Origin of the sequence: Pseudoalteromonas luteoviolacea, from assembly GCF_001696455.1 — a bacterium.
In the GTDB taxonomy this organism is placed as follows: Bacteria; Pseudomonadota; Gammaproteobacteria; order Enterobacterales; family Alteromonadaceae; genus Pseudoalteromonas; species Pseudoalteromonas luteoviolacea_C.
On the sequence record NZ_MAUJ01000002.1, the window covers coordinates 23,068 to 47,706 of the forward strand.

22 protein-coding genes are annotated in these 24,639 nt (G+C 41.2%); 13 read left to right on the forward strand and 9 right to left on the reverse strand.

Translation table 11 applies throughout. The features are described 5' to 3' along the window. Window positions 1-26 precede the first annotated feature (26 nt). The 9 genes from A7985_RS08735 (at window position 27) to A7985_RS08775 (ending at window position 10,636) form a co-directional block, all read left to right on the forward strand. Window positions 27-773, forward strand: coding sequence for a MipA/OmpV family protein (locus A7985_RS08735; RefSeq protein WP_065790081.1), 747 nt, complete (start codon window positions 27-29; stop codon window positions 771-773). Then, the gene (locus A7985_RS08740; protein WP_065790083.1) at window positions 763-1,851 is read left to right on the forward strand and encodes an efflux RND transporter periplasmic adaptor subunit; all 1,089 of its coding nucleotides are present in this window, start codon (window positions 763-765) and stop codon (window positions 1,849-1,851) included. Before A7985_RS08735 ends, A7985_RS08740 begins: the two co-directional genes overlap by 11 nt. Beyond that, window positions 1,844-4,882 (forward strand): efflux RND transporter permease subunit, encoded by a 3,039-nt coding sequence (locus A7985_RS08745; RefSeq protein ID WP_065790084.1) that lies wholly within the window; start codon window positions 1,844-1,846, stop codon window positions 4,880-4,882. Before A7985_RS08740 ends, A7985_RS08745 begins: the two co-directional genes overlap by 8 nt. Window positions 4,883-4,900: 18 nt before the next feature. Further along, window positions 4,901-5,566: a response regulator gene (locus tag A7985_RS08750; protein WP_065790086.1), complete on the forward strand. Its 666-nt coding sequence runs from the start codon at window positions 4,901-4,903 to the stop codon at window positions 5,564-5,566. Beyond that, window positions 5,563-6,930 (forward strand): sensor histidine kinase, encoded by a 1,368-nt coding sequence (locus A7985_RS08755; RefSeq protein ID WP_065790088.1) that lies wholly within the window; start codon window positions 5,563-5,565, stop codon window positions 6,928-6,930. The genes A7985_RS08750 and A7985_RS08755 overlap by 4 nt, the downstream gene beginning before the upstream one ends. A 30-nt stretch (window positions 6,931-6,960) precedes the next feature. After that, window positions 6,961-7,422 (forward strand): GNAT family N-acetyltransferase, encoded by a 462-nt coding sequence (locus A7985_RS08760; protein WP_065790090.1) that lies wholly within the window; start codon window positions 6,961-6,963, stop codon window positions 7,420-7,422. 186 nt (window positions 7,423-7,608) lie between these two features. Continuing rightward, window positions 7,609-8,736, forward strand: coding sequence for a glycosyltransferase family 4 protein (locus tag A7985_RS08765; protein ID WP_065790092.1), 1,128 nt, complete (start codon window positions 7,609-7,611; stop codon window positions 8,734-8,736). A gap of 109 nt (window positions 8,737-8,845) precedes the next feature. Continuing rightward, window positions 8,846-9,526, forward strand: a complete 681-nt coding sequence (locus A7985_RS08770; protein ID WP_065790096.1) for a hypothetical protein — start codon at window positions 8,846-8,848, stop codon at window positions 9,524-9,526. Window positions 9,527-9,640: 114 nt separating this feature from the next. Next, window positions 9,641-10,636 (forward strand): substrate-binding domain-containing protein, encoded by a 996-nt coding sequence (locus A7985_RS08775; RefSeq protein ID WP_065790098.1) that lies wholly within the window; start codon window positions 9,641-9,643, stop codon window positions 10,634-10,636. Between the two features lie 58 nt (window positions 10,637-10,694). On the opposite strand, the gene A7985_RS08780 is transcribed toward A7985_RS08775, so the two are convergent. The 7 genes from A7985_RS08780 to A7985_RS08810 form a co-directional block, all read right to left on the reverse strand. After that, complete coding sequence (locus A7985_RS08780; RefSeq protein ID WP_065790099.1) at window positions 10,695-11,564, reverse strand: 2-phospho-L-lactate transferase CofD family protein; 870 nt, start codon at window positions 11,562-11,564, stop codon at window positions 10,695-10,697. A 195-nt stretch (window positions 11,565-11,759) separates the two neighbouring features. Continuing rightward, complete coding sequence (locus A7985_RS08785; protein ID WP_065790101.1) at window positions 11,760-13,082, reverse strand: Na+/H+ antiporter family protein; 1,323 nt, start codon at window positions 13,080-13,082, stop codon at window positions 11,760-11,762. A 1-nt stretch (window position 13,083) separates the two neighbouring features. Further along, window positions 13,084-15,033 carry a transglutaminase family protein gene (locus tag A7985_RS08790; RefSeq protein WP_081310486.1) on the reverse strand — a complete coding sequence of 650 codons (1,950 nt, stop codon included), beginning with the start codon at window positions 15,031-15,033 and terminating at the stop codon, window positions 13,084-13,086. Next, window positions 15,023-15,775, reverse strand: a complete 753-nt coding sequence (locus A7985_RS08795) for a DUF58 domain-containing protein (protein ID WP_176716713.1) — start codon at window positions 15,773-15,775, stop codon at window positions 15,023-15,025. The genes A7985_RS08790 and A7985_RS08795 overlap by 11 nt, the downstream gene beginning before the upstream one ends. A gap of 197 nt (window positions 15,776-15,972) precedes the next feature. After that, complete coding sequence (locus A7985_RS08800; RefSeq protein WP_065790105.1) at window positions 15,973-16,884, reverse strand: AAA family ATPase; 912 nt, start codon at window positions 16,882-16,884, stop codon at window positions 15,973-15,975. Continuing rightward, window positions 16,881-17,264 (reverse strand): response regulator, encoded by a 384-nt coding sequence (locus A7985_RS08805; RefSeq protein ID WP_065790106.1) that lies wholly within the window; start codon window positions 17,262-17,264, stop codon window positions 16,881-16,883. The genes A7985_RS08800 and A7985_RS08805 overlap by 4 nt, the downstream gene beginning before the upstream one ends. Window positions 17,265-17,488: 224 nt before the next feature. Next, the gene (locus tag A7985_RS08810) at window positions 17,489-18,361 is read right to left on the reverse strand and encodes a hypothetical protein (RefSeq protein ID WP_065790107.1); all 873 of its coding nucleotides are present in this window, start codon (window positions 18,359-18,361) and stop codon (window positions 17,489-17,491) included. A 266-nt stretch (window positions 18,362-18,627) separates the two neighbouring features. On the opposite strand from A7985_RS08810, the gene A7985_RS08815 reads away from it, so the two are divergent. Continuing rightward, window positions 18,628-19,110: a hypothetical protein gene (locus A7985_RS08815; RefSeq protein ID WP_065790108.1), complete on the forward strand. Its 483-nt coding sequence runs from the start codon at window positions 18,628-18,630 to the stop codon at window positions 19,108-19,110. 14 nt (window positions 19,111-19,124) lie between these two features. On the opposite strand, the gene A7985_RS08820 is transcribed toward A7985_RS08815, so the two are convergent. Beyond that, window positions 19,125-20,405 carry a dicarboxylate/amino acid:cation symporter gene (locus A7985_RS08820; RefSeq protein WP_256096666.1) on the reverse strand — a complete coding sequence of 427 codons (1,281 nt, stop codon included), beginning with the start codon at window positions 20,403-20,405 and terminating at the stop codon, window positions 19,125-19,127. Window positions 20,406-20,950: 545 nt separating this feature from the next. Here A7985_RS08820 and A7985_RS26435 point away from each other — a divergent pair. Next, on the forward strand, window positions 20,951-21,106 hold the full coding sequence (locus tag A7985_RS26435) for a hypothetical protein (protein ID WP_176716714.1): 156 nt from the start codon (window positions 20,951-20,953) through the stop codon (window positions 21,104-21,106). A 98-nt stretch (window positions 21,107-21,204) separates the two neighbouring features. Here the strand turns inward: A7985_RS26435 and A7985_RS08825 are convergent, their stop codons facing one another. Next, window positions 21,205-21,687 (reverse strand): hypothetical protein, encoded by a 483-nt coding sequence (locus A7985_RS08825; protein ID WP_065790110.1) that lies wholly within the window; start codon window positions 21,685-21,687, stop codon window positions 21,205-21,207. Between the two features lie 620 nt (window positions 21,688-22,307). Here A7985_RS08825 and A7985_RS08830 point away from each other — a divergent pair. Together A7985_RS08830 and A7985_RS08835 are read left to right on the forward strand one after the other, a co-directional pair. Continuing rightward, on the forward strand, window positions 22,308-23,993 hold the full coding sequence (locus tag A7985_RS08830) for a hypothetical protein (RefSeq protein ID WP_065790111.1): 1,686 nt from the start codon (window positions 22,308-22,310) through the stop codon (window positions 23,991-23,993). A 246-nt stretch (window positions 23,994-24,239) separates the two neighbouring features. Further along, on the forward strand, window positions 24,240-24,533 hold the full coding sequence (locus tag A7985_RS08835) for a hypothetical protein (RefSeq protein WP_065790112.1): 294 nt from the start codon (window positions 24,240-24,242) through the stop codon (window positions 24,531-24,533). Window positions 24,534-24,639: the final 106 nt, after the last annotated feature.

Genomic DNA, 24,639 nt, shown 5'->3' on the forward strand with positions numbered 1-24,639 from the left:
AATTTCGAGAAAACTAAGGAAAACTTATGAAACTTTCAGTAATGGCTTTAGCAACAATAGCAATGTTCAGCACCACAGCTATTGGGCAAGAACAGGAAGACGAGCTTCGCTTTGGCCTAGGTGGGGCTGTTGTAGTGCAAGATGAGGGTTACAAAGATGTCGGTAGTGAAACACAATTTGTGCCAGCAATCGCAATTGAGTACGGCGACTTCAGATTATTAGGCCCTTACGCTTCGTATACTTTTTTCAAAACAGATAACTTTGAACTTGCAGCAACGGGAATGTTGCGCCTAGATGGGTATGAACAAGCTGATAGTGAAATCTTCAAAGGCATGGAAGACAGAGACATGAGCTTTGATTTTGGCCTTGAAGCAGAGATTGACACGGACTTTGGTGAATTTGGTATTAAATACACTCAGGACGTCACCAACACGCATGAAGGATATGAAGCAACACTTTCATATGGCATGCCATTCACCGTAGATAGAGGTCGTATCGCGCCATACATAGCAGTGAGCTTTGCGAGTGAGGACTTAGCTAATTATTACTATGGCGTCAAAGCTCATGAGGCAACAGCGAGTAGAGCTTTCTATCAGGTAGATAGCGCAACGAACTTTGAAATCGGCGTAAGCAGTGATTGGTTTTTTGGTCAAAACCACATGATTAAGGCCGATGTGAGTTACACATCATTCGACAGCACCATTAAAGATTCACCATTAGTTGATAAGTCGGGGACATTCCAACTGCTTTTAGGGTACGTTTATGTATTTTAACCGAAGCCCAAAAAGCCAATTAGCAGCTTTGAGTTGTATTACATTTTTAGTATTGCTAAGCGGATGCGAAGACAACACTGAAATTGCGCCTGAAAAACAGGTGCAACACACCGCACGCGCTATAACCTATGCAAAGCCTGTTTCTCCTCCGAGTAAAGTGTTTTATGGCAAGATCCAAGGCAGCATAGGCTATGATATTGCCTCATTTAGCGATGGCAGAGTAGATTCTATGCTCGTTAAAGAAGGAGAGTATGTCAAAAAAGGCCAGCTTCTTGCGAAGCTCTACTCTCCATCGCTGGAAGCCGTCGTGTTGCAAAGGCAAGCGCAGCTTAACGCAGCGATTACGGCGGCGGATGATTCTGTGCGAGAACTCAAACGGGTGACAAACCTTCATCAAAAAAACTTAGCGCCAGAAGCCACCTTAGAGCAAGCTCAACGAGCAGCACAAATAGCGGCAGAGTCGGTATTAGAAGCGAAAGCTTTGCTTTCACAAGCACGTAATCAGCTTAAAGACATTTCAATTTTTGCCATTGAAGACGGGCTTATTGCAAGGCTATTTGCTCGAGAGGGACAGTTTGTATCCTCAAGTGAGCCGATTATTAGATTAGAAGAAATAGGTAAGCAAAAGATACAATTTTCAATCCCAGAAAGTGATGCCTTCAAGTTAAGTGTCGGCGATACTGTTCAGGTCTTTATTCGCGCATCCAAAAAGACATTTAAGGCAAAAGTAACAGAGAAAGCCATTCCCAAACTCTCAGGGCCCTCGCTATTTTCAGTGACCGTTGAACTGCAAGCGCATACACCACAATCTTTAGGTTTAACTGCACAACTAAGAATCCCCTTAACCGAGCGTCAAGTTTACAGCATAGATGCCAGTGCCGTTCGCTTTATGAGTGATGGGAAAAGCTATTTGCTGGATGATAATTTACGCCATTATGCCATCGAAATACTTGCAACTCGCCAAGACAAACTTTTGATTAGTACCGCAGCCTTGATACAAGGGATCGCTTTCAACACATCACCAGAGCCTACCCTACAAAAAAATCTGATGATTGCCAAAGAGGGCACATATGAGTAGTACGAATGAAACACATGAGTCTTGGTATCAAAACCCAAGGCTCATTCTTGGGATCATTAGTATCTTTGTTTTAGTTGGTGTGCTTGGATGGTTCACAGCCAGCGAACAGGAAGATCCTCAATTCCCGTATCGTAACGGATTTATATCACTCAATGCGGATGGATTGACCATCGCCCAGATTAGAGACAAAGCCGTCATTCCCATTGAGCGCGCACTCAGTGAAATTGATGAAATTCGCACTTATCAAGCACGCATTAAAAATGGCAATGCAACGATTGATATTGAACTTGATGAACAGATCTATAACACCGATACAGTTTGGCAAAGAATAAAGAGCGATATAGCCGCTTTAGAAGGCAAAATAGCCCCCATAAAATCCACCGTAAACGATCGCGCCCAAGACACTCAGGGAATCGTGGTCGCTATCACTAAACCGCATTCACTCGACGAAAAACGCAGACTTGCATTAAAACTGCGCTCAGAACTTGAGCAAATTCCCACCATTAGAAGTGTAACGCTGGTTGGTGATCCCCAAGAGCAGATTGTTATTGACTATTCAATGCAAGCAATGCGCGATACGGGCGCATCACCATACAAAATTGCCGCTTTGTTTGAAAACCCAGACGGTAACGCTGCTACATTACAATCGAATGGGCTTACGACTAATCTCAACCCCATTGGTAAAATCGACAACATTAACAAGGTAAAAAATACGCAATTACAATTATCTGATGGAAGTACTCTCTCATTGTCCAGTATCGCCGATGTCTATTACAGAACAAATCCATACGCGCCAGAGCAATTTATTTTAAATGGTGAGCAAGTTGTTGGGTTAGCAATCTCTTTACCAGCCAATACTGTTCGAGTAACAGAAGTCGGGGAGCAAATATTAGATTCGATTGAAACATTTAACAGGCGCTATGAACACGCACCCGCTGAAGTGGTGTTATTTCAACCGAAATGGACCGCTGAGAGAAAATCTGGGCTACTCTTGTCACTTGCCACAGGCTGTATTGGCGTAGCTGTCATTTTAATAGTCATGATGTCAGCCAGAACAGCGCTCGTTGTTGTTATTTCTATCCCCACCATTGCCCTTTGTTCACTTGGCGTATTTACCGCTGGTCAAGGTGTAATTCATCAAATGACCATCGCTGGCATGGTACTCTCGTTGGGTTTAATGGTAGACAATAGCATTGTCCTAGCCGAAAAAATTTTACAGCTCATTGAACAGGGAAGATCTAAATTCGATGCAAGTACAGATGCTGTAAAGGCGCTTTACAAGCCATTGGCGACTGCTACTGCAACAACCATAGCGGCATTTTTACCCATGCTTTTAGCGACAGGCAGCGTTGCAGACTTTATCGCTTCGATTCCTGTTTTGGTGATCCTTTGTATTAGTTTTAGTTATATCATTGCATTAACGCTGGTACCCATTCTTGCTAGATTTACTTTTAAACCTCAAGGACTGAAACACCAATCAGAATCTAAGTTTGGTCGTTGGGGCAGAAAAGTTGCGACTGTTGCGCTTCAAAAGCCAAAAACCGTCTCTTTGGTTTTTGTGGCAATGTGCATTGGTACTTTTATATTGCCATCTAAAACTGGTGAGTTTTTTCCAAAAACAAACCGCAATCAAGCATATGTCGATATTCAACTTCCTTACGGGAGCGATATTGTGCGCACATCACAAACAGCGCGAGACGTGAGCCGAGCGATAGCGTCTTATACAGGTGTTAGTAAGACCTTTTCGTTTAGTGGCTCATCAGGACCACGCTTTTATTACAATTTAGTTCAACAGCCCGGCGAAACCAACATAGCCAGAGTTGTGTTTGAGGTGAAACCCGAAGTTGATGTTTCATCCTTAACAGCACGTCTGAATAATAACTTGCCAGCTCAGTTTCCAAGTACGTTTATTGTCGCAAGAGAACTCGGGCAAGGCCCGCCAATTGAAAGCCCTATCGAGCTGCGTTTAATAAGTGACAAGCGCGTTGATTTATATCGCGCCGCAGAGGAGATGCTCGCTATTCTAACATCTCGAGAAGAAACTCAGAATGCAAGGCGCGCTTTTAGCTATGGTGTACCGCAGCTTTCAATGAATATAGACCAACATGCGCTCAAATCTGCAAACCTAACGGAGCAAGAGTTGAGTAGTTACGTTGCTTGGCAAGGAACAGGGCTTCATATCTCTTCACTTCTGTATAAAACGGAACCAGTTGAATTACTAATCCAAGATACATCTTCATCCCAAGATACGGAGCGACTTCTTACTTTGGATGTGGTTGACGGTGAAAACGCATTTTTACCATTCTCCCTACTTGCGAACGCACAAATACAAGGCATGTTAGGCGTCGAAACAAGAAGAAATGGCAGAAAAGAAATCAGGCTGCTATCTGATGTAAAAACCGGTATAGATGAAGAGACTATATTACTGTCTTTGCTTCCAGAGCTTTATGATATTGCCAATCGATATCAAATAACGCTTGAACTCGGTGGCGAATTTGAAGAATCAGCAGAAGCCAACTCCGCTTTGTTGCTCGCACTGCCCGCGGGGTTTGTACTGCTATTTGTCGCCTTAATATTGCAATTTAATTCTTACCGACTGACATTATTGGTAATGTTAAGTATTCCACTAGGAGTACTTGGCGCGCCAGCGATGCTGGCAGTGGTCGGCGTACCGTTTGGATTCATGTCTGTACTCGGCGTCTTAGCACTTACAGGTATCGTGGTTAATACTGCGATTCTACTCATAGACAACGCAATTAGTGACATAAAACAAGGCATAGACAAAAATGAGGCAATCATAAAAGCTGTAGAAACAAGGTTGCGAGCCATAATGCTAACTACAGTGACAACCATTGTTGGTATGCTGCCGTTGACATCTGCACAAAGTCCATTGTGGCCACCACTGGCATGGGCCGTGATAGGCGGATTAATAACGTCGACATTTTTAATGCTGGTCATTATGCCTATCTGGATGAATCTGCTAATTGATCCAAAAAAGTATGTTCAACGAATTAATGAGTGCACTAAATAAAAAGGACAGTCAAAATTTATGCGAATTTTAATCACAGAAGATAACAACCAACTCGCACAATTTATCCAACAAGCCATTTTGCAAGATGGGCATGCCGCAGACATCGCAAACTGTGCAGGAAAAATGCAATCTCTTTTGGACGGTTGGCAGTATGACGCGCTCGTTTTAGATCTTGGCTTACCTGATACCGATGGTATCGATGTCATCCGTGAGTTAAGGGCCAAAGAAAACCCAATACCCATTTTAATTTTGACTGCGCGGGGCGGCGTCGAAGACAGAATAAAGGGACTCGATTTGGGCGCTGACGACTACCTAAACAAGCCGTTTGCCATTGATGAACTAAAAGCAAGGCTGAGGGCAATTTTGAGAAGACCTGTCGAATACTCAGGTAATGTGCTTACTCGCGGAAATATTGCTTTGGATACTAAATCAAGGCGCGTCTTAATTGAGGATAAGAACATCAGCATGGGTAAGACCGAAGTTGCCATTTTAGAATACATGATCAGGCACGCCAGCTTAACGGTGAGTAAAGACGCAATATACGATGCAATTTACGCTTTGGGTTTCGAGGTTACAGACAATGCAATTCAAGTCGCAATGCATAGGATCCGCAAGAAGTTAGAGCAAGCCGGCGCAAGTGCTGAAATTAAAACGATAAGAGGGATAGGGTACATCTTGTCATGAAGTCTAACCGTAACGATTCACTCGCTCGAAAGCTATTTTTATTGTTCACCGTACTAGGGTGTGGAGTCTTCGCGTTAATAGCTGGGATTTTATTTTTGTTCTCAATCAATTTTGCCAACATCGCTGTCGAAAAAAGCATGCACGGCATGGCTGAGGATATTCCTGACACGCTACATTTTGACGAAAGGGGAGCGCTAGTTTACACCGCAACGAACATAGCAAAAAAATGGGGATATGATGCGCTGTTTAATAACCTTGCGTTTAAAGTCTCGGACAGTATAACGGGTGATGTCTTGTTGACATCTAACCCCCATCAAGCAACGTCCGTAGCTTTGCTAGCCCTGCCACAATCGATGCCAGAGGGTTACTCTTTTTCAAATGGTATCGATAGGTACCGTATCGCCGTAGAAATACAAGGCAGAGCACTGTTCGTAGATCTTGCTCGTGATGACATGATTGGAGAGCTCGCCAACGAGGCCGTGTTGCCCATGTTAGGGCAAGTACTGACATTGACGATGGTTTCTGCATTTCTCATATTCATATTTGTTGGGTACATTTCTATCAAGGCGGTTGTAAAACCAGTTAAAAACGTCGCTTCTCAACTAGATAGTATCGAACCATCTCAACTTGATAGGCGATTAGACAAGCTGGGGGTACCGAGTGAGATGCTGCCACTTGTCAACGCATTGAACGACACAATGGATAGGGTTGAGACAGGGTTTAACGAACAAAAGCGCTTTGTAGCCAATGCAGCACATGAATTAAAAACGCCATTGGCCGTTTTAAGAACTCGATTAGAGCTAGCTAATTTGCCAGATAAAATAGGCTGCGAACTAATGGGGGACATCACCTATATGACAAGAGTTGTAGAGCAGCTGTTAGATTTATCCAGAGCACAAAACCAAAATAGCTACTTACATAAGTCGGTAAATATATCAGATGTTGCAAAAGATGTTTGCATGCTGCTAGGGCCCCTTACATTAACCTATAAGAAAGACTTAGCACTCGAGGAAATCGACAAGAATGCGACGGTGATTGGGGATCAAGCTGCACTGATTATAATGCTCAAAAACCTTTTAGAGAATGCGTTAAAGCATGCAGAAGAAGGTGCGCAAATCATTGTCGAGGTCGCATGCGACAGAATATCTGTAAAAGACTCAGGTCCGGGTATTAATGAAGCAGATCGCGTAAAGTTGTTCGAGCGTTTTTGGCGAAAAGAACAATCAACGTTAACTGGTAGCGGACTCGGATTAGCCATAGTCAATGAAGTTGTTATTGCTCACAACGCTCGTATCGATGTAGAGTGCAATAACGACATGGGTGGTGCCACCTTCCATGTATATTTTTATGACAAACCCCATTAAATACATATCTCGCATTAAAAGGACGTAAAAATGGAAATCAGATATGCAAAACAAAAAGACGTTGAACAGATAACAGCACTTATCACCCATGTCTCAGAGCTAGACGTTCTTCCGCTATTTGATTCGCAAGGGAGGCGCGAATATATGAGCAGAGTGATCCCGGATATTGAAACTACTTTTAATACCAATTTATTTGATACGTTCGTCGCCACCCAAAATGAGCAAGTTGTTGGATTCGCAGCGCTTAGGGATAAGCACTATATCACTCACCTATTTGTCGCGAAAAAATTGCAAGGCAGCGGATTTGGAAAAGCTTTGCTTGATAAATTACTCGCACAAACCAGAGCAAAGCATGTGTCATTACGTTCTTCTGTCAATGCACAACACTTTTATGAAAAATATGGCTTTACTGCTTCTGAGCCTGAGTGCGCGTTTATGGGAATAAGGTACGTGCCTATGACACTAGACAACAGATTACGAGCAAACGGATAGAAAGCAGTAGTACGCACGTTAAAACTCAGCATAAGCTATCACTCAATTTGCCATTCAAAATGCGATGCAAAATGGGAAGCTTTTCGTTAGCTGCCCACCAGAAAACATAAGTAGCTGTTTATCATAAGTAATAATGTTGGTTCAATTCTTGTTAGGTCTTGGTAACTGATTCAACGAGGCCTCTACATGAAACATATAGCGATTTATACTGATAGTCGGAACCTACAAGAAGTCGCAATGCTCATCAGCGAAGCAAATGCACTCGCAGAAATGGGTCACAAAGTAACGATAATCACCAACGTAAAGTATAAAAACGTTAGAAACCTCAAACCCGACGTAAATATGAAGTACGTGCCTACACCAGGGCTTAGTGACTTAGCGGGTCAGGTTGCAAACTTTAAAAATTTAAGGAATTGTTTTTCGATATGGTATAAATACAGAGTTGGTAGCTTAATTTCTCTACTATGCAGAGGCTTAAAGCTTGCCAAAGTCCTACAGCAAAATGATATTGACCATATACATTTTGAATCAAGCGAGGCGATGTATCCCGCAAGTCTAGCGAGTGCTAATTGTGTCGGCGCATCCATTTCAAGTTTTTCAGACGTCGCTTGTCCGAAAGGTCCGGCCAAATGGGTTGCAGATACCTGCAACTTATCAGTCTTAGAGCTCGAAAGTTTGAGGACCACCAAAAACAGCGAGGCAATTGTACTTAAGCGCGGACTAGACTTATCTTTATATAAAACGGCGATTAAGAACAAAAGCGCGATAAAACTTATTTTTGTTGGCAATATCGTCGAAGGGTCAGGCCTGCAATACTTACTCAAGGCACTCGCGGCGTTACCATCTCGTACCGAGGTCATGATAGATGTTGTCGGTAACGGCCCGATGAAGAAACAACTCGTCAATGCCCTGATAAAATTACGGCTCAATCAAAAAGTGCATTTTTTAGGAGACAAACCTAGAAAGTGGCTATTGAAGAATTTGCCTAAGTACAGCGGGATGATCACGCCATTTTGCTCTGACGCCGACGTTATTAACGTAAACAACATTAATTATATTAAAGAGGCTATGGCATGTGGTTTGCCGATATTAACCTCAAATATCGCTGTATGTGATGAGTTAACTAGTTCAAATACCGGGATGAAATGCCCCCCTAACAGTGTCGATGCACTCAAAAACATGTTATTAGCTTTTTTGAAATTGGGCCCTTACCATCAGCACTTGCTTGGCGAAAATGCGCGTAAATATGCAGAACAAAACTACAATGTTAAACATCAAGCGCGTACGCTTTCTCGCTGGATTCAAGCCCTGTAAAAACAGATATGAACTACACTTTGAGGAGCGTCTGCTTTCGGTATTGGCTGTACCTGAGACTCTGTAACACGTCGCAATGATAAGCAGATATAAATATAAGGAGATTTCCATGTCTGACTCAATATACAGAGCACTTAAAGGGTTAAGTCGTAAAGAAAATATTAGCCACAATACCCACTCTAACTTACCAAACCAATTTGAAATCAAAATTTACCTAACTTACCTCACAAGCATTATCGTTGCGATAATCGTGGCATTTATTTGGCAAATAACCCAGTTAGAACAGTTTAAGCTGACCTCGTTAATTTTACTCATGCTTGGCTATATCGGAATAATCATCCACCCTGCAATTATATTTTTCCTGCGTAGAAGTGAAATAAGGGATAGCATCAGAAACCCATTAGCAGTCCTTTATAATAATGCCAAGCTAAACGACTGCTTTGATAAAAAGTACATGGTGTTTTTGCACTCTAAAAGCTTAGAAGATCTTGAGTTCACATTACTAGAAGTCAAAGCAGAGAAAGTGGCGTTTGAAAAACGTACTTCGTTGCTCGTCGGCTCCATTGAAAGAGTAGGCTTTGCGCCTGGAGTGTTAGCATTACTGATATCTCTAGACAAATTAAACGAAATTGAGCTCGATTGGGTGCTTTCAATTGCTTACGCAATTCCTATCCTCTATTTTTTTGGTGCTTTTAGCCACATACTCGCAACAAAAATTGGTAGACACATTGCGATTATTGAGCTTGTAATTGAAAAGAAAAAGGCACGCGCACATCCCCGTAGAGAATGACGCCTTACGTTGTCCGAAGTTATATCAACAGGTTTTCATTGCCTTAGTCCCAAAAAGCGTTAAACTCATATCATATGATGCAGGCTAATTGCAATTTTGTCAGGGACTTAGCATTTGAAAATCAGGTTGATTTACTTCCTAGGCTGGAGCTTAATACCGCTGTTAATGTTCAGCTCAAACGTGTTTGCTCAACTGACGTTTGCCTTGATTGGAAAAACGAAAAACGACTCTTTTTATGAGCAATCGTTTAAAGGTTGCCAAGCATTTTCGCGTACAATTGCAGATCTAAACTGCGTATATGACGGCGCAGATGACTATCAAGATGTCCGCACGCAAGTGCTGATCGTAAAAGAATACATCAACCGGGGCGTAGACGGCCTTTTGATTTCTACAACGGATTCTAGCTTTTTGGTGTCAGGCGCGCTAAAACTGGCGCAACAAAAAGGGATACCCGTCATTACGTTCGACTCAGATCTCTTGAAGGAGCACCATGCTTATCGCCTTGCTTATGTTGGCACTAATAATTTCGATTTTGGTGTTGCATTGGGGCAAGCTGCCAAACAATTTAAACGACAAGATCCACAACCTATTTGCATTCAGTCTGGCCATCAGACTACCCCTAATTTAAATAAACGCATACAAGGTGTTCGACATGCTTTATCCGGCAAAAAAGAGGGTAAGCTCGATGGAAGTTCGGGCTGGATAGAGTATGATCGTTGCCCATTATATACCATGGGTAGACGAGACGATTCCCTCAGCCAACTGTTAACCATTTTAGATTACAAACAACCTCCTATATTCTTAGCAGTCGCCGGGTTTGCTCAATTCAACCCTGAGTATTTAACCAAACTGTTACCCTATAAAAAGCGCATAAAAGAGGAGAATATCGCCATTATTTCAGCGGATACTGAGCAAATTCAGCTCACAGCGCTAAGTAATAGCCTCTCTAGCATTAATATTGGTCAAAAGCCTTACGAGATGGGCAAGCTAAGCGCAGAGCTATTATACCGTTATGTTAAATCAGGCACTAAGCCAGAGAAAAGTGAGCATTACCTTGATTTTCATTACTGTAACCAGAAGAACGTGGCTACCTGTACTGTTAACTATTAAAAAAGCGACTACCCAAAAAGAAGTAGCCGCTCTCGCACGCACCATAAATTAAAAAGACTTAGTTTCTTGTAGGCTCTAAATTGATGCCAGACTGCTTGATTGCGTTCATGGTTGCGAGCGTCGGCACCTTAAACAGCTCGTCCATCATATCCAATGTGTTGTTAGTACCCACATCTTTTGGCGAGTTAGACTTACTTTCTCGATAATGAAAGCTGAGAATATCTGTAAACTGATTAGAAATAGCAACATCGAAAAACTGATATCCAATCTGATTTTTCATCCATTCTAAATAACGCGACGCGCTGCACCCTTTCAACAATAAACTTCCCGTAACAGGAGTATCAATTAGTAACCTACTTGCTGATGTTTCTAGTACTGCATTTTTAATATCTTGTATGAGTAGTAATGGCATTAAATCAGTGATGGGGTTACAAGGCCCAAAAATGAGTAAGTCGGCTTGCGCTATCGCATCTATCGCACCGGCAGGTGAGGGAACATCTTTTGACAAAAACACCTCATGAGGAAATTCAGCTAACGCATCAATGTTTTTTGTGCCAACGACGGTGTTGCCGCACTCTGTGATTGCAACTAGATCAGTAGCATAGTCTGACATGGGATATATACAGCTTTTGCTGTTAAGCGATTTATTAAAATAACTGATGGCTTCTGTTGGTGTGTTGCACATCAAAGATAAGAGCTCTAAATTTGCTGTGTGTCTTGTTTCAGCGCGCTCTTTGTTGGAGCACAACGATAGACTCATATTTTGTAGCGTTTCTAGTTGGGAGTAAGAGAGTAGAGCGCACTTGTTGTCAATATCAAAGCTTGCCTCTGGCGTGGCGCAAATGGCACTCATATTTCGACAAAGGGGTTTGAGCTTTTTCATTATCCCTAGCATTTCTTGGCCTGCGCCAATAAAAACCACATTCATAGTGTCACCTTAAAATTTAGTTAATCTAACCTTTAAGTGCACTATATGTGCCAAATGATAATGCTTTGTTTTTGTTTTGTTTTCTGGAATTTAAACTGATTAAGTCGCAGTTTGCTTCTCACAATGAAAAGTGAATTTTCGATTTAAAAATTAAATGGGCTCCTCTCTCAAAATGAGCCCACATGCGCACTGAACTTACAATACCATTGCCGCTATCCAGCCAAAAATTAACAACGGTATGTTGAAATGTATAAAGGTGGGAACAACAGAGTCCCATATATGATCATGTTGTCCGTCAGTATTTAAACCAGAAGTTGGACCCAGCGTGGAGTCTGACGCTGGTGAGCCTGCATCACCCAAAGCACCGGCAGTCCCAACTAAAGCCACTGTAGCCATTGCAGAAAATCCTACTTCTAATGACAGAGGTACAAATAACGTCGCTATGATAGGCACCGTAGAAAATGAGCTGCCAATACCCATAGTAATTAATAACCCAACTAATAAAATGACGGCAGCTGCAAGCGGTTTGCTATCTCCAATAACTTCTGCACACGCCGACACTAAGGACGCAACATCACCGGTTTCCTTCATTACCGACGCAAAGCCCTGAGCAGAAATCATAATAAAGCCTATCATGGCCATCATCGCGACACCTTTGGTGAAGATATCAGAACTTTGATCCCATTTTACCAAACCAAACAATGCAAACATCATGACGCCGACCAGTCCGCCAAGTATCATAGAACCACTGACATTTTGCGCAAGTAGAGAACAAATAATTGCAATACCACCAGCAATTAGTACTTTTCGTTGATCCTCAACCTTAATGCTAGATTTGGTGTCCGCTTGATTTTCATCTCTATATTCTCTTGGTTTACGGTAGCTAATAAACACTGCAATTAATAAACCGACCAGCATTCCGAGTGCAGGTATAATCATCGCATAAGGTACAGCGGTATTTGCGATTTCTAGCCCATTGTCAGTGATGTTTTTATGTAAGATTGAATACAAATAAATACCACCAAACCCGTAGGGCAATACCATGTAGGAAGTCGCTAAGCCAAATGTGAGTACGCACGCAATGGCTCTTCTATCCATCTTTAATTTATTAAAAATGACAATTAGAGGCGGAATTAAGATGGGAATAAACGCAATATGAACAGGTACAAGGTTTTGTGAAGCCACGGCACAACCCATTATTACCACTAAAATCAGCATACTTAAATAAGAGGCAGAGTCTTCGTTCTTACTGTTAACAAGCCCAAGTAGCTTGCTAGCGAGGATAAGGGTTAACCCGGATTTTGAAATTGCCACCGCAAATGCACCTAGCATTGCATAACTGAGCGCAATTTCTGCACCGCCCGACAGACCATCGTTAAATGCGTTTAAGGTTTGTTCAAGACCAAGTCCCGCGGTTAAACCTGCAACCAAAGCACTCAATGTCATTGCGACAATCACATTCACCCTATAAAGGGATAGGCCAAGCATTAAGATGACCCCAATAGCTACTGCATTCATATTATTTTATTTTTGCCTTTTTTATTATTTGCCTGTTTAGATAATACAGCCTCTTATACTGCGCTGGCGAAAGCGCAACATTCTGATACCTTGCCGATTCAAACAAGTCGTAAAACTCCGCAAGCTCCTCTTGGACATCAGGGAGCTTTTGCTTGAGTAACTCAAACGATTGCTTCGGTGTTAGGCCAACCGATTGTACCTTACCAAAGTCCAGCAGCCTATTATAGAGCCTAATTTCTTTTGGTTGCTTGTTCCAATTTCTAAAGTTCAAATACGCAAACCAAGCACCAAACGCGGTAACAAGTAATAAAACTACAGAAAGTGCAGGTAAATAATTACTCTTATTACCAAATAAGGCTTTGAGTAAAGAAGACTGTTTTTTATCATCGAAATTAAGTACCCACTGAGTCCAATGAAAGTCTAATTGCTCTAGCTGTAGGCGCAACCAGTTAATTGCTTGAATATTAGAAAATGAGGCTAAACTGATCCCGAGGTTATCCTGAAATTCTTGCTGTAATTGCGCTAAATCAGACAGCGAGCCAAACATTCGATCTGGTGCAACCCAAGAAGTCGGGTCGAGTCTGAGCCAGCCCAACTGTGGGACATAGTACTCAACCCATGCGTGTGCATCGTATTGATAAACGGCATAGTATTTACTTTGTTGGTTAAACTCTCCACCTAAATACCCAGATACCAAACGCGTTGGGATCCCCGCCGTACGCATTAAAAACGCTGCCGATGAGGCAAAATGACCACAAAACCCTGTCTGAGTAGAAAACAAAAATTCATCCACATTGTGTTTTTCTAAAATGGCCGGCGGCGTCAGGCTATAATTGAATTCGCTTGTTACAAAAAAAGACTTCATTTTTGTAATGAATTCCTGCGTATTACTGGTTTGTTGATCCCACTCCAGTGCCAACGCGACTGCCCTCGGGTTATAACCTTCAGGCAATTGCGTATTCATCGCGTATTCCCACCTTGTCAAGCGAGCATCGTCTATATCCACAGGTGACACTTCATATTGGATGGGCTTATTGGACAGCTTTTTCTGATAAATTGTCCCAAAGTTATTAACACCCATCCCTTTGCTTGCAGGGATCCCATCACCTAAAGTATAAAGCCAGCGAGTACTTGATGGTTCAGCAATGACCGAGTATACCGGCCCCATTGGCTGATAAGTTCTCTGCAGTCCAACACCTTGTAAGCGAGACTTTTGCCACTTTTTTCCATCAAACCTATCGTGAACTATCGCACGCCAATAAAACGGAGGCTGAAACATATCAGCAGCGGGTAACAGAGCACGAAAGGCGAGCTCTGATGAACGAGAAAGCTCGGAAATTTCAAAAGGGTCTACGTCTTCTGATAACCCTGAGTTTGCTGATTTCGCATTTGGTAATTGCCAAAAAGGTGGAAGCTTGGGTACAAGGAGCACCATTGCAATCGCAAGCGGTAAGCTAAAAACAAACTTTTTAACCGAGCCTTTATAAGCTTGCTTAATGGGTAAACTATGTGAAATGCTAAACAACTGAGCCAAATTAAAAAGCAGTAAAGCCGCAACGAATGTAAAGGCCAAAATATTTTGTGAAAACAAATAAAAGCAAGGATACGTAAAGAAATTCAGAATGTAAGTCGATGCTGCCTGTTTGGTCGTGGTTACTTGCAACATTTTTAAAGCGCACGCTCCTAGTAACATGGCCACAAACATTTCGATGGTATTTTTTAATCCAAGAGAAAGGAACACGACAACAATAACGGTTACAGCGAGCAAATTAACCACAAGTTTAGAAGGATGCTTCACAGCGCCTAACGATGTGCTCAATTTGAAAATAGTCACCAAAATAATAGAGACACAAAACACATAGCCCAAACTTTGAAAAAGCAGCAGCGATATTGCGCAGTATATCAAAGATGTGATTAACGTATTCTGCTTCACAAAAACATTAGCACTCACTCAATGCCTCCAAGCACTGCGTCACGTGTTTTTCACCAGAGCCCATCTTGATATAGCCATTTGGCAGCTTAAGTGCAAATTCATGACCTTGTTTATCTGCTTCTGTCACTTGATAGCACAACTTGGACAGCTTGGTTTCTTTCGCCCCTTCTACTTTGTAAAAATCTAACACATGGCTGATTGACTGTTCTTCCCCTTCGTAATCTTTGACTAAAAGCTCTTGGCTCTTTGCAAAATGTCGCCATGAAATACGGTTTTTGCTCATTCCTTTCTGATATTTAGTCAGACTATTAAAGTCTTCGAAGCTGTCGGAGCGCCTTGATTTAACACCCGTGTCGGTATCAGCTTCTAGAGAGCTGTGAATATCGAGCTCACATTTAAGAGGCGCTGGATATACGTAAAATTGCTTGTTTGGCAGCAAATAGCTCCAGACATTTACAAGACCAAAGGGATAACTGCTTTGGATCTTGAATTTTCCGCTACTGTATTTACCTCTCTGCTCAAGATGTAACTTTATGATTTGGTTTTGCGTCTTCGTATTTAAATGCTTATTCTGAAAATCTAAATTCGAAAACTCTGAGTGAAATATGTTCAGTGAGAAAACTTCAGAAGAGGGGGTAATTCGAAATTTTGCTAGATTGTGGTTGCCAGCAAAATTGCTTTTAATATCTAGCAATTCTACCCGCATACCATGGAGGTTCATATAACCATAAAACAATGCCGAAATCTGCAACATCAGCATAAGGTAGGAAACCCCTAAGATTAGGTTGTTTTGATAATTAATCCCTATTACAAAATTTAAAAGCGCAAAAAATAAAAACAAAAAGCCGCTTTTTGAAGGAACGACATAGATATTTTCATGACTGAGCGCAATCGAGTTCGCTGAATGCTTTTTTGTTATAACTTTATTTAGCCAGTCTTTGTATGAACCCGATATCATTACATAGGTACCGGAACTCGATTAAAAATGGACTCAACCACAGGCAACTGTTCATTACATGGCACATTAAGCCTATGACCCGCGACAGGCCCAAACACGGCTTGTACATCATCAGGCAACACGTATTCACGACCAGAAATCAAGGCATACGCTCTTGACGCTAGGCCCAAGGCAATACTTGCTCTTGGGGAGAGTGGATCAGCAAATTCTCCAGAATCTCGCGTAAAGCTAACTAAATCGATAATGTACTGGATTACCGGTTCAGAAAGTTCAACGGTCATGACTTGATTTTGTAGTTTAGATAGCTCTTCAGTGGTCAGAGCAAGGCTAAGATCCTCAGATTTTATCGCGCGGTCATTACCAGACACAATCAAGCTTTTTTCTGCCTCAGTATCTGGATAACCCAAACTAATACGTATAAAGAACCTATCTAACTGAGATTCTGGAAGTGGGTGGGTTCCGGATTGATGAAGCGGATTTTGTGTCGCAATTACAAAGAATGGCTGCGGCAACGCATGTGTAGTGCCATCGACAGTAACTTGGCCTTCTTCCATTGCTTCAAGTAAAGCACTCTGAGTTTTGGGACTTGCACGATTAATTTCGTCAGCTAATAGTACCTGACTGAAAATAGGACCTGAATGAAAATCAAAGCTGTGCGTTTGCGTATTAAAAATACTCGACCCTGTGATATCCGCGGGAAGTAGGTCACTTGTGAACTGAACTCGCTGGTAACTTAACCCAAGTACATTTGCAAGCCCATGAGATAGTGTCGTTTTACCCATTCCTGGCAAGTCTTCAATTAGTAAATGACCCTTGCTCAGAAGGCAGCATAAAGCGAGTTTAAGCTGCTCGTCTTTACCTAATATGAGTTTAGACAGTTTAGATATGATATTTTGTGAGACTTGATTCATGCGATCATTTCTAATCTTTTCATAACTGTATCCACTTTCTTCGCGTTAAACGGCTTTGCTATAAAACCTTTCGCTCCCAATTCCCAAGTATTTTGAACATTTTCAAGGCTATTGTGTCCAGAGCACATAATAACGTGTGTATTCGGATATGTGTCGTTGACGTATTCTAGTATTTGCGTGCCGTCCGTATCAGGAAGCTCTATATCTAAAAATAATACATTGGGAGATTTTGACTGCAACAATGGCTTAGCTGAAGAGAAGTCCTTGGATTCATAAATTTCTTCAAACCCTAGGTTTTCTAATATTTCGATTAAGTAGCTACGTACTTCTTCAACGTCATCGATGATGAGAATTGGTTCTAACGGTCTAACAAGTTCCATATTGTAATACTATCTAAAAACAACTGATTTAATACTAAGGCATGGCGCCAACGAGAACAATGTTTTATTTACATCTAAATTTGCTTTTGCAGATTTGTAAAACATGAAAAAGTATTGAATACAATCTACAAGCAACCCAAAACAGTTATACATAAGACTTCATACCATTTTTTGAATACTTTTCATATCGTTACTAGTTTCCTTCATAGAGTTTATGCTTTATTTCAATTACTAGACTTGACCACTTTGTTTTGATAATAGCCTTTAATATAGTCATCTAGGGCGGAGTGCTCGCTAGCTGGTAAGTAGTCTGTATGTGCCTCTATAAACTCTTGACTTAAATACAGCTCCATGAGAACCGCATTCACTTTCACTATGAACTTTTCACTTAGCGCATTTTTATTACACATAATATGACCAATCACAACTTTTGGTGCATTAGCTATGTGGTAAGACTGAACAGGTAATTCTTGGTTATTACTGTATCGATGAAACTCAGCGGGGTAGCTGAGTAAAAAGTCAACTCGCCCCAATATAAACATTCTATGGACGGTTTCGTAATGATCACTGCCTCCTCGAATAACAAGATTGTGTTTGTCTACTTTTTGCAATTGAGTGTCCAGAAAATCGCCGTAAGAAAAGTTGTCTGCAATCACAATCAATTTATTTTGAAATTCTTTAAACATTTCGGGTAAAGAGCTAATTTCACCTCTGGAATTTAGAACGGCTTGCATATCAGGCTTGTTATTGTTGTATGTATATAACTTGTGAGACCAATAAAAGTTGACTGGCAGGCTGAACAAAAACTTTGACTTACGATCAACCGTATTAATTTTATTGACCGTACATGCAGGAAAATCGGCACCTTCCATAATTTTAATCGTACGATTGAAGCTCGCTTTTGAGAAAATCATTTGTGTATTTTCACCGAGATTAGCAAATACAAGTTTGTTAGTTGCACCTGCGATGTTCTCAGGCTTGCTGTTGGCATTATTAAACAGCTCAAAATCTAGCTGATCGTCTAAGTAAATATGCACTTTTTGAGCAGCATGCGCGTTAACACAAATACAAAACAGCATAACTATCGTTTGCTGCATTCTGCTAAACCATCCCACTCACTATCCCCATTACTACGTTCAATATAAAGTGTAGTGTAAAAATAAAAAAGGGATACCTTTGAGCTAATCGCATGATAATATTATGAATATAGCATGGTGTCTCAGACCTTACTGAAGTAAAAACCTCATTCACAGGCGCTACAAAGAAAAGTTGTTCATTTAAATCAAGGCTGTTATTGATTTAGATTAAAAACATCAACAATAACCAAATTTGGATACAATTGAACATGGAAGGAAAAAGATATATGTGGTTGTTTATTACAATATTTTTCTCGACTGATGGGTTGACTAGCGAATCACAACATTTGGCGCTTATCAATGGCCATTGGCACTGTGTACAGAACATCAAGGAAAGTGAAATCTCGATAAAGATCACCTCAAAATATAGCTACAATGCTTCTGAATATACCTACATCTATGATGCTGTTAGCAAATATAAGTACCTTGATAAGCTGGACATAGGCTCGATAAACGTAAGAATTAAAGGCAGTTTTACGTATAAAGAATCAAAAATGAAATATACCACTGCACAAATTCAGACCAATATTATCAGCAACCCTTTAGGTGGCATTAGCACGGATATGATAAAAGACCTCGAGCAGGCATTTAGAGAGGACACCACTGAGTATCACACAACACTCATAACGGATACCGAATGGGAAACCGTAGACCCGACAAATAATGAAAAGACCCGTTGCTTTAGGCAGCCTTCCAAATTAGAGGTTTAGTGCAGGGCCTGCCATCAATCACGAACCGGTAACCAACGGTTCATCACCACGCATGCGGTTAAATCACCAGTAACGTTCAAGGTTGTGCGGCACATATCTAATATTCGGTCTACGCCGAGAATAAGCGCAATGCCTGAAGGCGGAATCCCAAAACTGGCCAATACAGAGGCTAATATCACGATACCTACGCCTGGGGTGCTGGGTGAGCCAATCGAAGCGCCGACGGTTGTTAGCATCAATAATACGACTTGGCTATTTGAAAGGTGTATTCCAAAAACCTGTGTTAAAAACAGGGCAGCGATTACTTGATATAAGGCGGTACCGTCCATATTAATAGTTGCCCCAAGTGGCACAATAAACTGGACAATTGGTTTTTTAACACCAAGCCTGTGCTCAGCAATTTGCATAGACAAAGGCATCACAGCAGCTGAACTAGATGTTGAAAATGCCAAAAGTTGTGCATCCTTTATGGACTTTATAAAAGTCCAAGGGTTCAAGCGAGCAATCAAGCAAACCAACGACAAATAGACGAAAAGTAAAACAAGCAGACCGACAATCACAGTTCCGACATAGGCTGAAACGCCAACCAAAGCATCAATGCCAATTCGAATTGTGATATCACAAAGCAGGCCAAATACAGCAAATGGAGCAAGGTGCATGGCCCAATTCACAATCTTTAAAGACAAAGATTGTACGGCTTGCGTTAAATCAAGCAGTAATAACTTTTGCTTTACTACGAGTGTTGTCAATGCAACCCCGATGAAGCCTGCATACATAACCACTGCAAACATGTCTTTATCTAGTGTTGATTGTGTGAAATTTGCAGGGATCATCGAAGCCACTCGTTCAGGAATGCTCATTGCTGCTAAAGGCTCTGATGACGTCGCTGCTATGCTCACACCCAAATTGGTTAACAACTGGCTTTCTACATAAAAACCTGGGTTGAACAAGCTAACAATGAGTACCCCTATACTAACAGAGATAATTGTAGTGACGACAAAGTAGGGGAATATTCTTAATCCGACCCTTTTCAAAAAACGCGTATCTTGATTTCCGGCTATGCCCAAAATAATCGATGACATCACCAATGGGATTACCACCATCTGAATCAGCGCCAAAAACAATTTCCCTGGCAGCGCAACCCACTGTGCAACTTGCTCTGCATCTTGCTGATCCAGTAAAGCGGCTCCTTTTGGCGAAAGTACTAAACCAATCACGACGCCAAGGGTAAGTGCTATTAAGATCTGTAACCAAAGTAGTCTCTTATTAAACAACAAGCTTGTAAAATCGCGCATGGACATGTTCCTTATTGTCTTGGGAGGCTTAATCTTAACAATGACTAGGTCTGCACAGATTGATGGTTATCAACATTAACCCCGTTTTTAATAACGCCATAAATCGACACCATCCAAGTTTTGTAATCCACCCGAGGGACCAACAATTTTGTAAGGGAAGTAATCGCGTTCTACAAACACAGCCCGCCGCAGTTACCCACCTGTATAAACAAATGGCACACTGATTTGCTCTTACAGGGATCGTCAGTAGGAGAGACTCAAACCTCTAGTTCAACGAGGCGTAGTCGCTTACTTATTGGGTAAGTTACGTAAAGCTAGGGAAATGGAATAGGGGGCAGCAATCAAGAAGCAAACGCTGAAACGCTTTGAGATATTGCAATTATCTAAATATACAGGTAAGTTTTTATTGTTGCGCAAAATATAACCGCACAACGAGGGCAGGTATATCTCAATAAAAGAGACAACCTGTTTCAATAAAATATAAAACCGTGCATTACCCACATACAGGGTTCAGTTTTATTACTTTAAATTTTTAAGGAAATAAAATGAAAGTAATATTAATTAAAAGAAAATTAAAAAGTCTTAGCAACGATGGTAAGTACCTATCTGAAGAAATAACGCCAAAAGTTGCGGGTGGCAAGCCAAAAGATTCTGCATATACACATTTTTGCACTGCATACTCTGTGTGCCGAACGCATTAACCTCAATCAGGTAATAATAGATTAGTAAAACCGGGCTTGTGACAGTCCAAGCCCGCTTATTAGCACTTATTTCTTTAAAATAAGCCAATAGACCTTGTTTAGCGTTTTCTTATACCAGGTACACACGCGTAAAAATTAGTTGGGGGGGCGCCAAACCAACTTGTTAGCTTAGATGCTTGAACAGCATAAAGCTCATACTCTGCACCCGGCTCTAGAGTCACAGCGATTGACGCTTTTCCGCGATATCCGCCAGGATTTGTATTTTTGTTTAGATTGCATTGTAAATGTAATACCACCTCACCGGCCGCGATACTTCTGGGCTGGCTTCCTTCACCCGTGTAGTAAATACTGTTGTTATCATCATAAGTTACCTCTGGTAACAAAGCGGCGTTATTACCATCAAAGTCAAAATCATTGACTGTTGACACTCTAACTACGTCAACGTGAGCATAAATAGCCTGATCTGGAACTGTTGGAGGCGTGAGTATTTGATCATACGAATAAACTGTTGCCGTTGTTGCCAAGGCTACGTTTGGCAGAACGACAGTTGATAAAGTAAGGGCTGCTAGCATTTTTTTCATTTCATTATCCTTATTTTTAAACTGCTCATGCAAAGGTACACACTAGAAAAATGTGACAAAAACCAGTCTCTTTAAATCAAAATGTAAAAACAATTGAATTATTTGTGATCAAAAACACCAATTTACCTTTTAATAAATTTCAACAACGTTGCTATCCACTTTATCTATTTATCCGTTAATAGGGTGATTCTGCCACTTATTAACGTGGACTTTCCCCACGAGCATTGTAAAAGCTTAACTAGACTCACCATCATTTAAGCAAATATAGATTTCTCCACTCTCATTTCATTCGATGAATGGCAATCCACGATAAATGAAAGCATAAAGCATTCGTCCTATTGCTGATTCTAAAAAAACAAGTGTATACAATATATTGATCGCAAAGTTCAGCAGTGATAAATTATTACAACCACACCATGCTACACAAAATAGTTAGGTTAGTTTGCAACAATTCATTGTATTTCCATTACCCGTCTCGCGCTCAAAATAGCTCACATTATAAAGCAAGAGCCACAATAAAAGTCTTTCAATAATCGAGGAGGCTATTCAACCTCACTAATAAAATGCGAACAATCAAAAATATGTAATCAAATCAAAACGTACTTAAAAGGAAATTTATTTTGGAAAAAAATATATTCACCACAAGCGGCATCATGCTGCTCACAACGCTTATGTCTACAAATTTGTATGCTCAGTCAGGTTCAACTCTAAGTCAGATTTACGACATTGATTTTCGTCAAAATAAGATTACTGATGCACTGCTTGGAGACGAGTGTGGGGCCATAGGAGTCACAGCATTTGCATATGAAGAAGGAAAAAAAATAACATACTCCCTTACCGATAATGCCGACGGATGTTTTGAAATAAAAAGTGGGAGCGGCAAGGTGTTTATGACAAGGTATGAGTGTCTGAATCCCTTAGACAATCCAATAAAAAATATCACAGTAAAAGCGGTAAGTGAGAGTGGAAGCACGGTCGAGGCTAATTTCGCCATTGACCTAGCTCTTCATACGCCGCCTGATAATGGCGGGGGCGATGGCGATCCAAATGATGGGAACGAGCCGCCCGAAATACCGATTGAATCAAATGGCGTACTGTTTGATTGGAACAAAGGCTTGAATCAATCTTTAGAAGGGTGGACTTGGCAAGATGACGTTGCCTACAGCAACCCAGGTTGGATACTTGGTAGCCATTCAACTTTAGGAGATGGCGAGCGATTTAGATGGGGGCAGGGCCCACGCTCATTCAACAAAGGGGATTATGGTAAATTAAACACTGCGAGGGTAACGGTCACAGATAGAGCACCTTCTACGAACTCAGGTGGCGCGCTTGTCGTAGAGGAATTGCCCAATAGCACCGACCACAGAAGCACTTGGTGGCTTTGGTATGATGGAAAACCATTAAGTGAAAGGGGGATCACCAATAACAGTACCGATAGAATGAGTTTTTACTTAAAAGCAGAAGGTTTAGCGCCGATGAGCGATGACGGCGGTATGGGCAGTATAGGTACAAACTTTCATGTCGGCACATATCTATGCTGGCGAACTGGAGGTGACCCATCAGGCAGTGGTCAAGGGTGCCCATATGAGGGTCCGGGTAATCAACATTACTATCATTATTTAGGAATAAACCCAGGCGCTTGGATCCACGTTTTACTGGATCAACACCCAACACATCATCGTGGCCAAAACGGTAAGCCGTTGGCTAATAACCCCACACTAGAAAGTGATGGAAAGCATTATTTTGCACAGCTTAATCAGATGTATATGGAAATCCGATACCCGCAACCAACCAAAACAAGTTATGTCATCGATGAACTGAAATTCTACTCGACTTCTGATACAGATGAACCTCATCAAAACGATGAATCAATTACGTCACTTTGGGTTGGCTATTGGCCAAACACAGACAACTGGGAAATAGGCTTTAAAGACAAGTCGTTCGACAAGCTGGGCAACGGCAAGTTTAGTACATTCGAGATTCGCTGGTCTCTGGCCCCCATTACCAACGACAACTTTGCTGACGCAACGCCCATCAATGCACTTAAATATTCTGGCGAAAGATATACGGGAACCACAAATACCAGCAGAATTCGAAGACCTAACGATTGGAAACCGGACGTATGGACTCGTTTTCAATTACCAGATGAAATCGAACAAACCGACAAGAAAATTTACTTTGCAATTAAGGATGTCTCTGTCGCTGGTGGAAATGCCGGTACAGGCTGGCCTTGGAACAGAACTGATGGACACAATTCACCAAGCCCTTATGTGAAAGTCATTGATTACCACTTAAACGTTCATTAATTCTCTTTCGCTCATATCTGGCGTTTATGCTTTAGGTCTTAATTTTAGGTTCCTCTAGCAGTCAGTTATGAGCGAATTAACACCGCTTGCCATAGTGATAATAATGTTAAATTGAAGCCACGAAACATTTCAGAATCTTGTATTGAAAATGTTTTCAAATAGAAGTTGTTCAATAATTGCTACTTTATTTTCATTATTGTCTGATTTATTGTGGTTTTTCTAAAATGAAAACTGGTAGGTGTGTTGATGGAACCGAGAAATTGGATTGGACTGGGATTTATAATAGTGGGTGTGGTGCTTCAACCTGTCGGATTTATGTTCGTTTTTTGGATTCAAATATTATCTTTCATACTTATTTTCTTAGGTGCTGCCATTTTCAGCACTCAAAAATATTTAGATCATAAAATGGAAAAGGAATACTCTTCTGGTCACCATAACGGACAAAAACTTCCCGGTGATATTCATGATTACAGTGGTTGGGGGGAAGGGGGTCGTAGTGAAAGCTGGCAATCTTCCGATGGTGGAGGTGGTGGAGAATAAACGTCTATCACAAACAATCTTGCCTCAATAACTGAGCCTATCAATTCAAATTGATACTTTAGTGGTGCGCAACGCCTTTCTTAATATCTTACAAGGCTTACCTCAT

Bases quoted from the DNA above. Each gene is read 5' to 3' on its own strand.
- A7985_RS08735 (WP_065790081.1), top strand. From the start codon at position 27: ATGAAACTTTCAGTAATGGCTTTAGCAACAATAGCAATGTTCAGCACC.
- A7985_RS08740 (WP_065790083.1), top strand. From the start codon at position 763: ATGTATTTTAACCGAAGCCCAAAAAGCCAATTAGCAGCTTTGAGTTGT.
- A7985_RS08745 (WP_065790084.1), top strand. From the start codon at position 1,844: ATGAGTAGTACGAATGAAACACATGAGTCTTGGTATCAAAACCCAAGG.
- A7985_RS08750 (WP_065790086.1), top strand. From the start codon at position 4,901: ATGCGAATTTTAATCACAGAAGATAACAACCAACTCGCACAATTTATC.
- A7985_RS08755 (WP_065790088.1), top strand. From the start codon at position 5,563: ATGAAGTCTAACCGTAACGATTCACTCGCTCGAAAGCTATTTTTATTG.
- A7985_RS08760 (WP_065790090.1), top strand. From the start codon at position 6,961: ATGGAAATCAGATATGCAAAACAAAAAGACGTTGAACAGATAACAGCA.
- A7985_RS08765 (WP_065790092.1), top strand. From the start codon at position 7,609: ATGAAACATATAGCGATTTATACTGATAGTCGGAACCTACAAGAAGTC.
- A7985_RS08770 (WP_065790096.1), top strand. From the start codon at position 8,846: ATGTCTGACTCAATATACAGAGCACTTAAAGGGTTAAGTCGTAAAGAA.
- A7985_RS08780 (WP_065790099.1), bottom strand. From the start codon at position 11,564: ATGAATGTGGTTTTTATTGGCGCAGGCCAAGAAATGCTAGGGATAATG.
- A7985_RS08785 (WP_065790101.1), bottom strand. From the start codon at position 13,082: ATGAATGCAGTAGCTATTGGGGTCATCTTAATGCTTGGCCTATCCCTT.
- A7985_RS08795 (WP_176716713.1), bottom strand. From the start codon at position 15,775: ATGCTGATGTTGCAGATTTCGGCATTGTTTTATGGTTATATGAACCTC.
- A7985_RS08800 (WP_065790105.1), bottom strand. From the start codon at position 16,884: ATGAATCAAGTCTCACAAAATATCATATCTAAACTGTCTAAACTCATA.
- A7985_RS08805 (WP_065790106.1), bottom strand. From the start codon at position 17,264: ATGGAACTTGTTAGACCGTTAGAACCAATTCTCATCATCGATGACGTT.
- A7985_RS08810 (WP_065790107.1), bottom strand. From the start codon at position 18,361: ATGCAGCAAACGATAGTTATGCTGTTTTGTATTTGTGTTAACGCGCAT.
- A7985_RS08815 (WP_065790108.1), top strand. From the start codon at position 18,628: ATGTGGTTGTTTATTACAATATTTTTCTCGACTGATGGGTTGACTAGC.
- A7985_RS08820 (WP_256096666.1), bottom strand. From the start codon at position 20,405: ATGCGCGATTTTACAAGCTTGTTGTTTAATAAGAGACTACTTTGGTTA.
- A7985_RS26435 (WP_176716714.1), top strand. From the start codon at position 20,951: ATGAAAGTAATATTAATTAAAAGAAAATTAAAAAGTCTTAGCAACGAT.
- A7985_RS08825 (WP_065790110.1), bottom strand. From the start codon at position 21,687: ATGAAAAAAATGCTAGCAGCCCTTACTTTATCAACTGTCGTTCTGCCA.
- A7985_RS08835 (WP_065790112.1), top strand. From the start codon at position 24,240: ATGGAACCGAGAAATTGGATTGGACTGGGATTTATAATAGTGGGTGTG.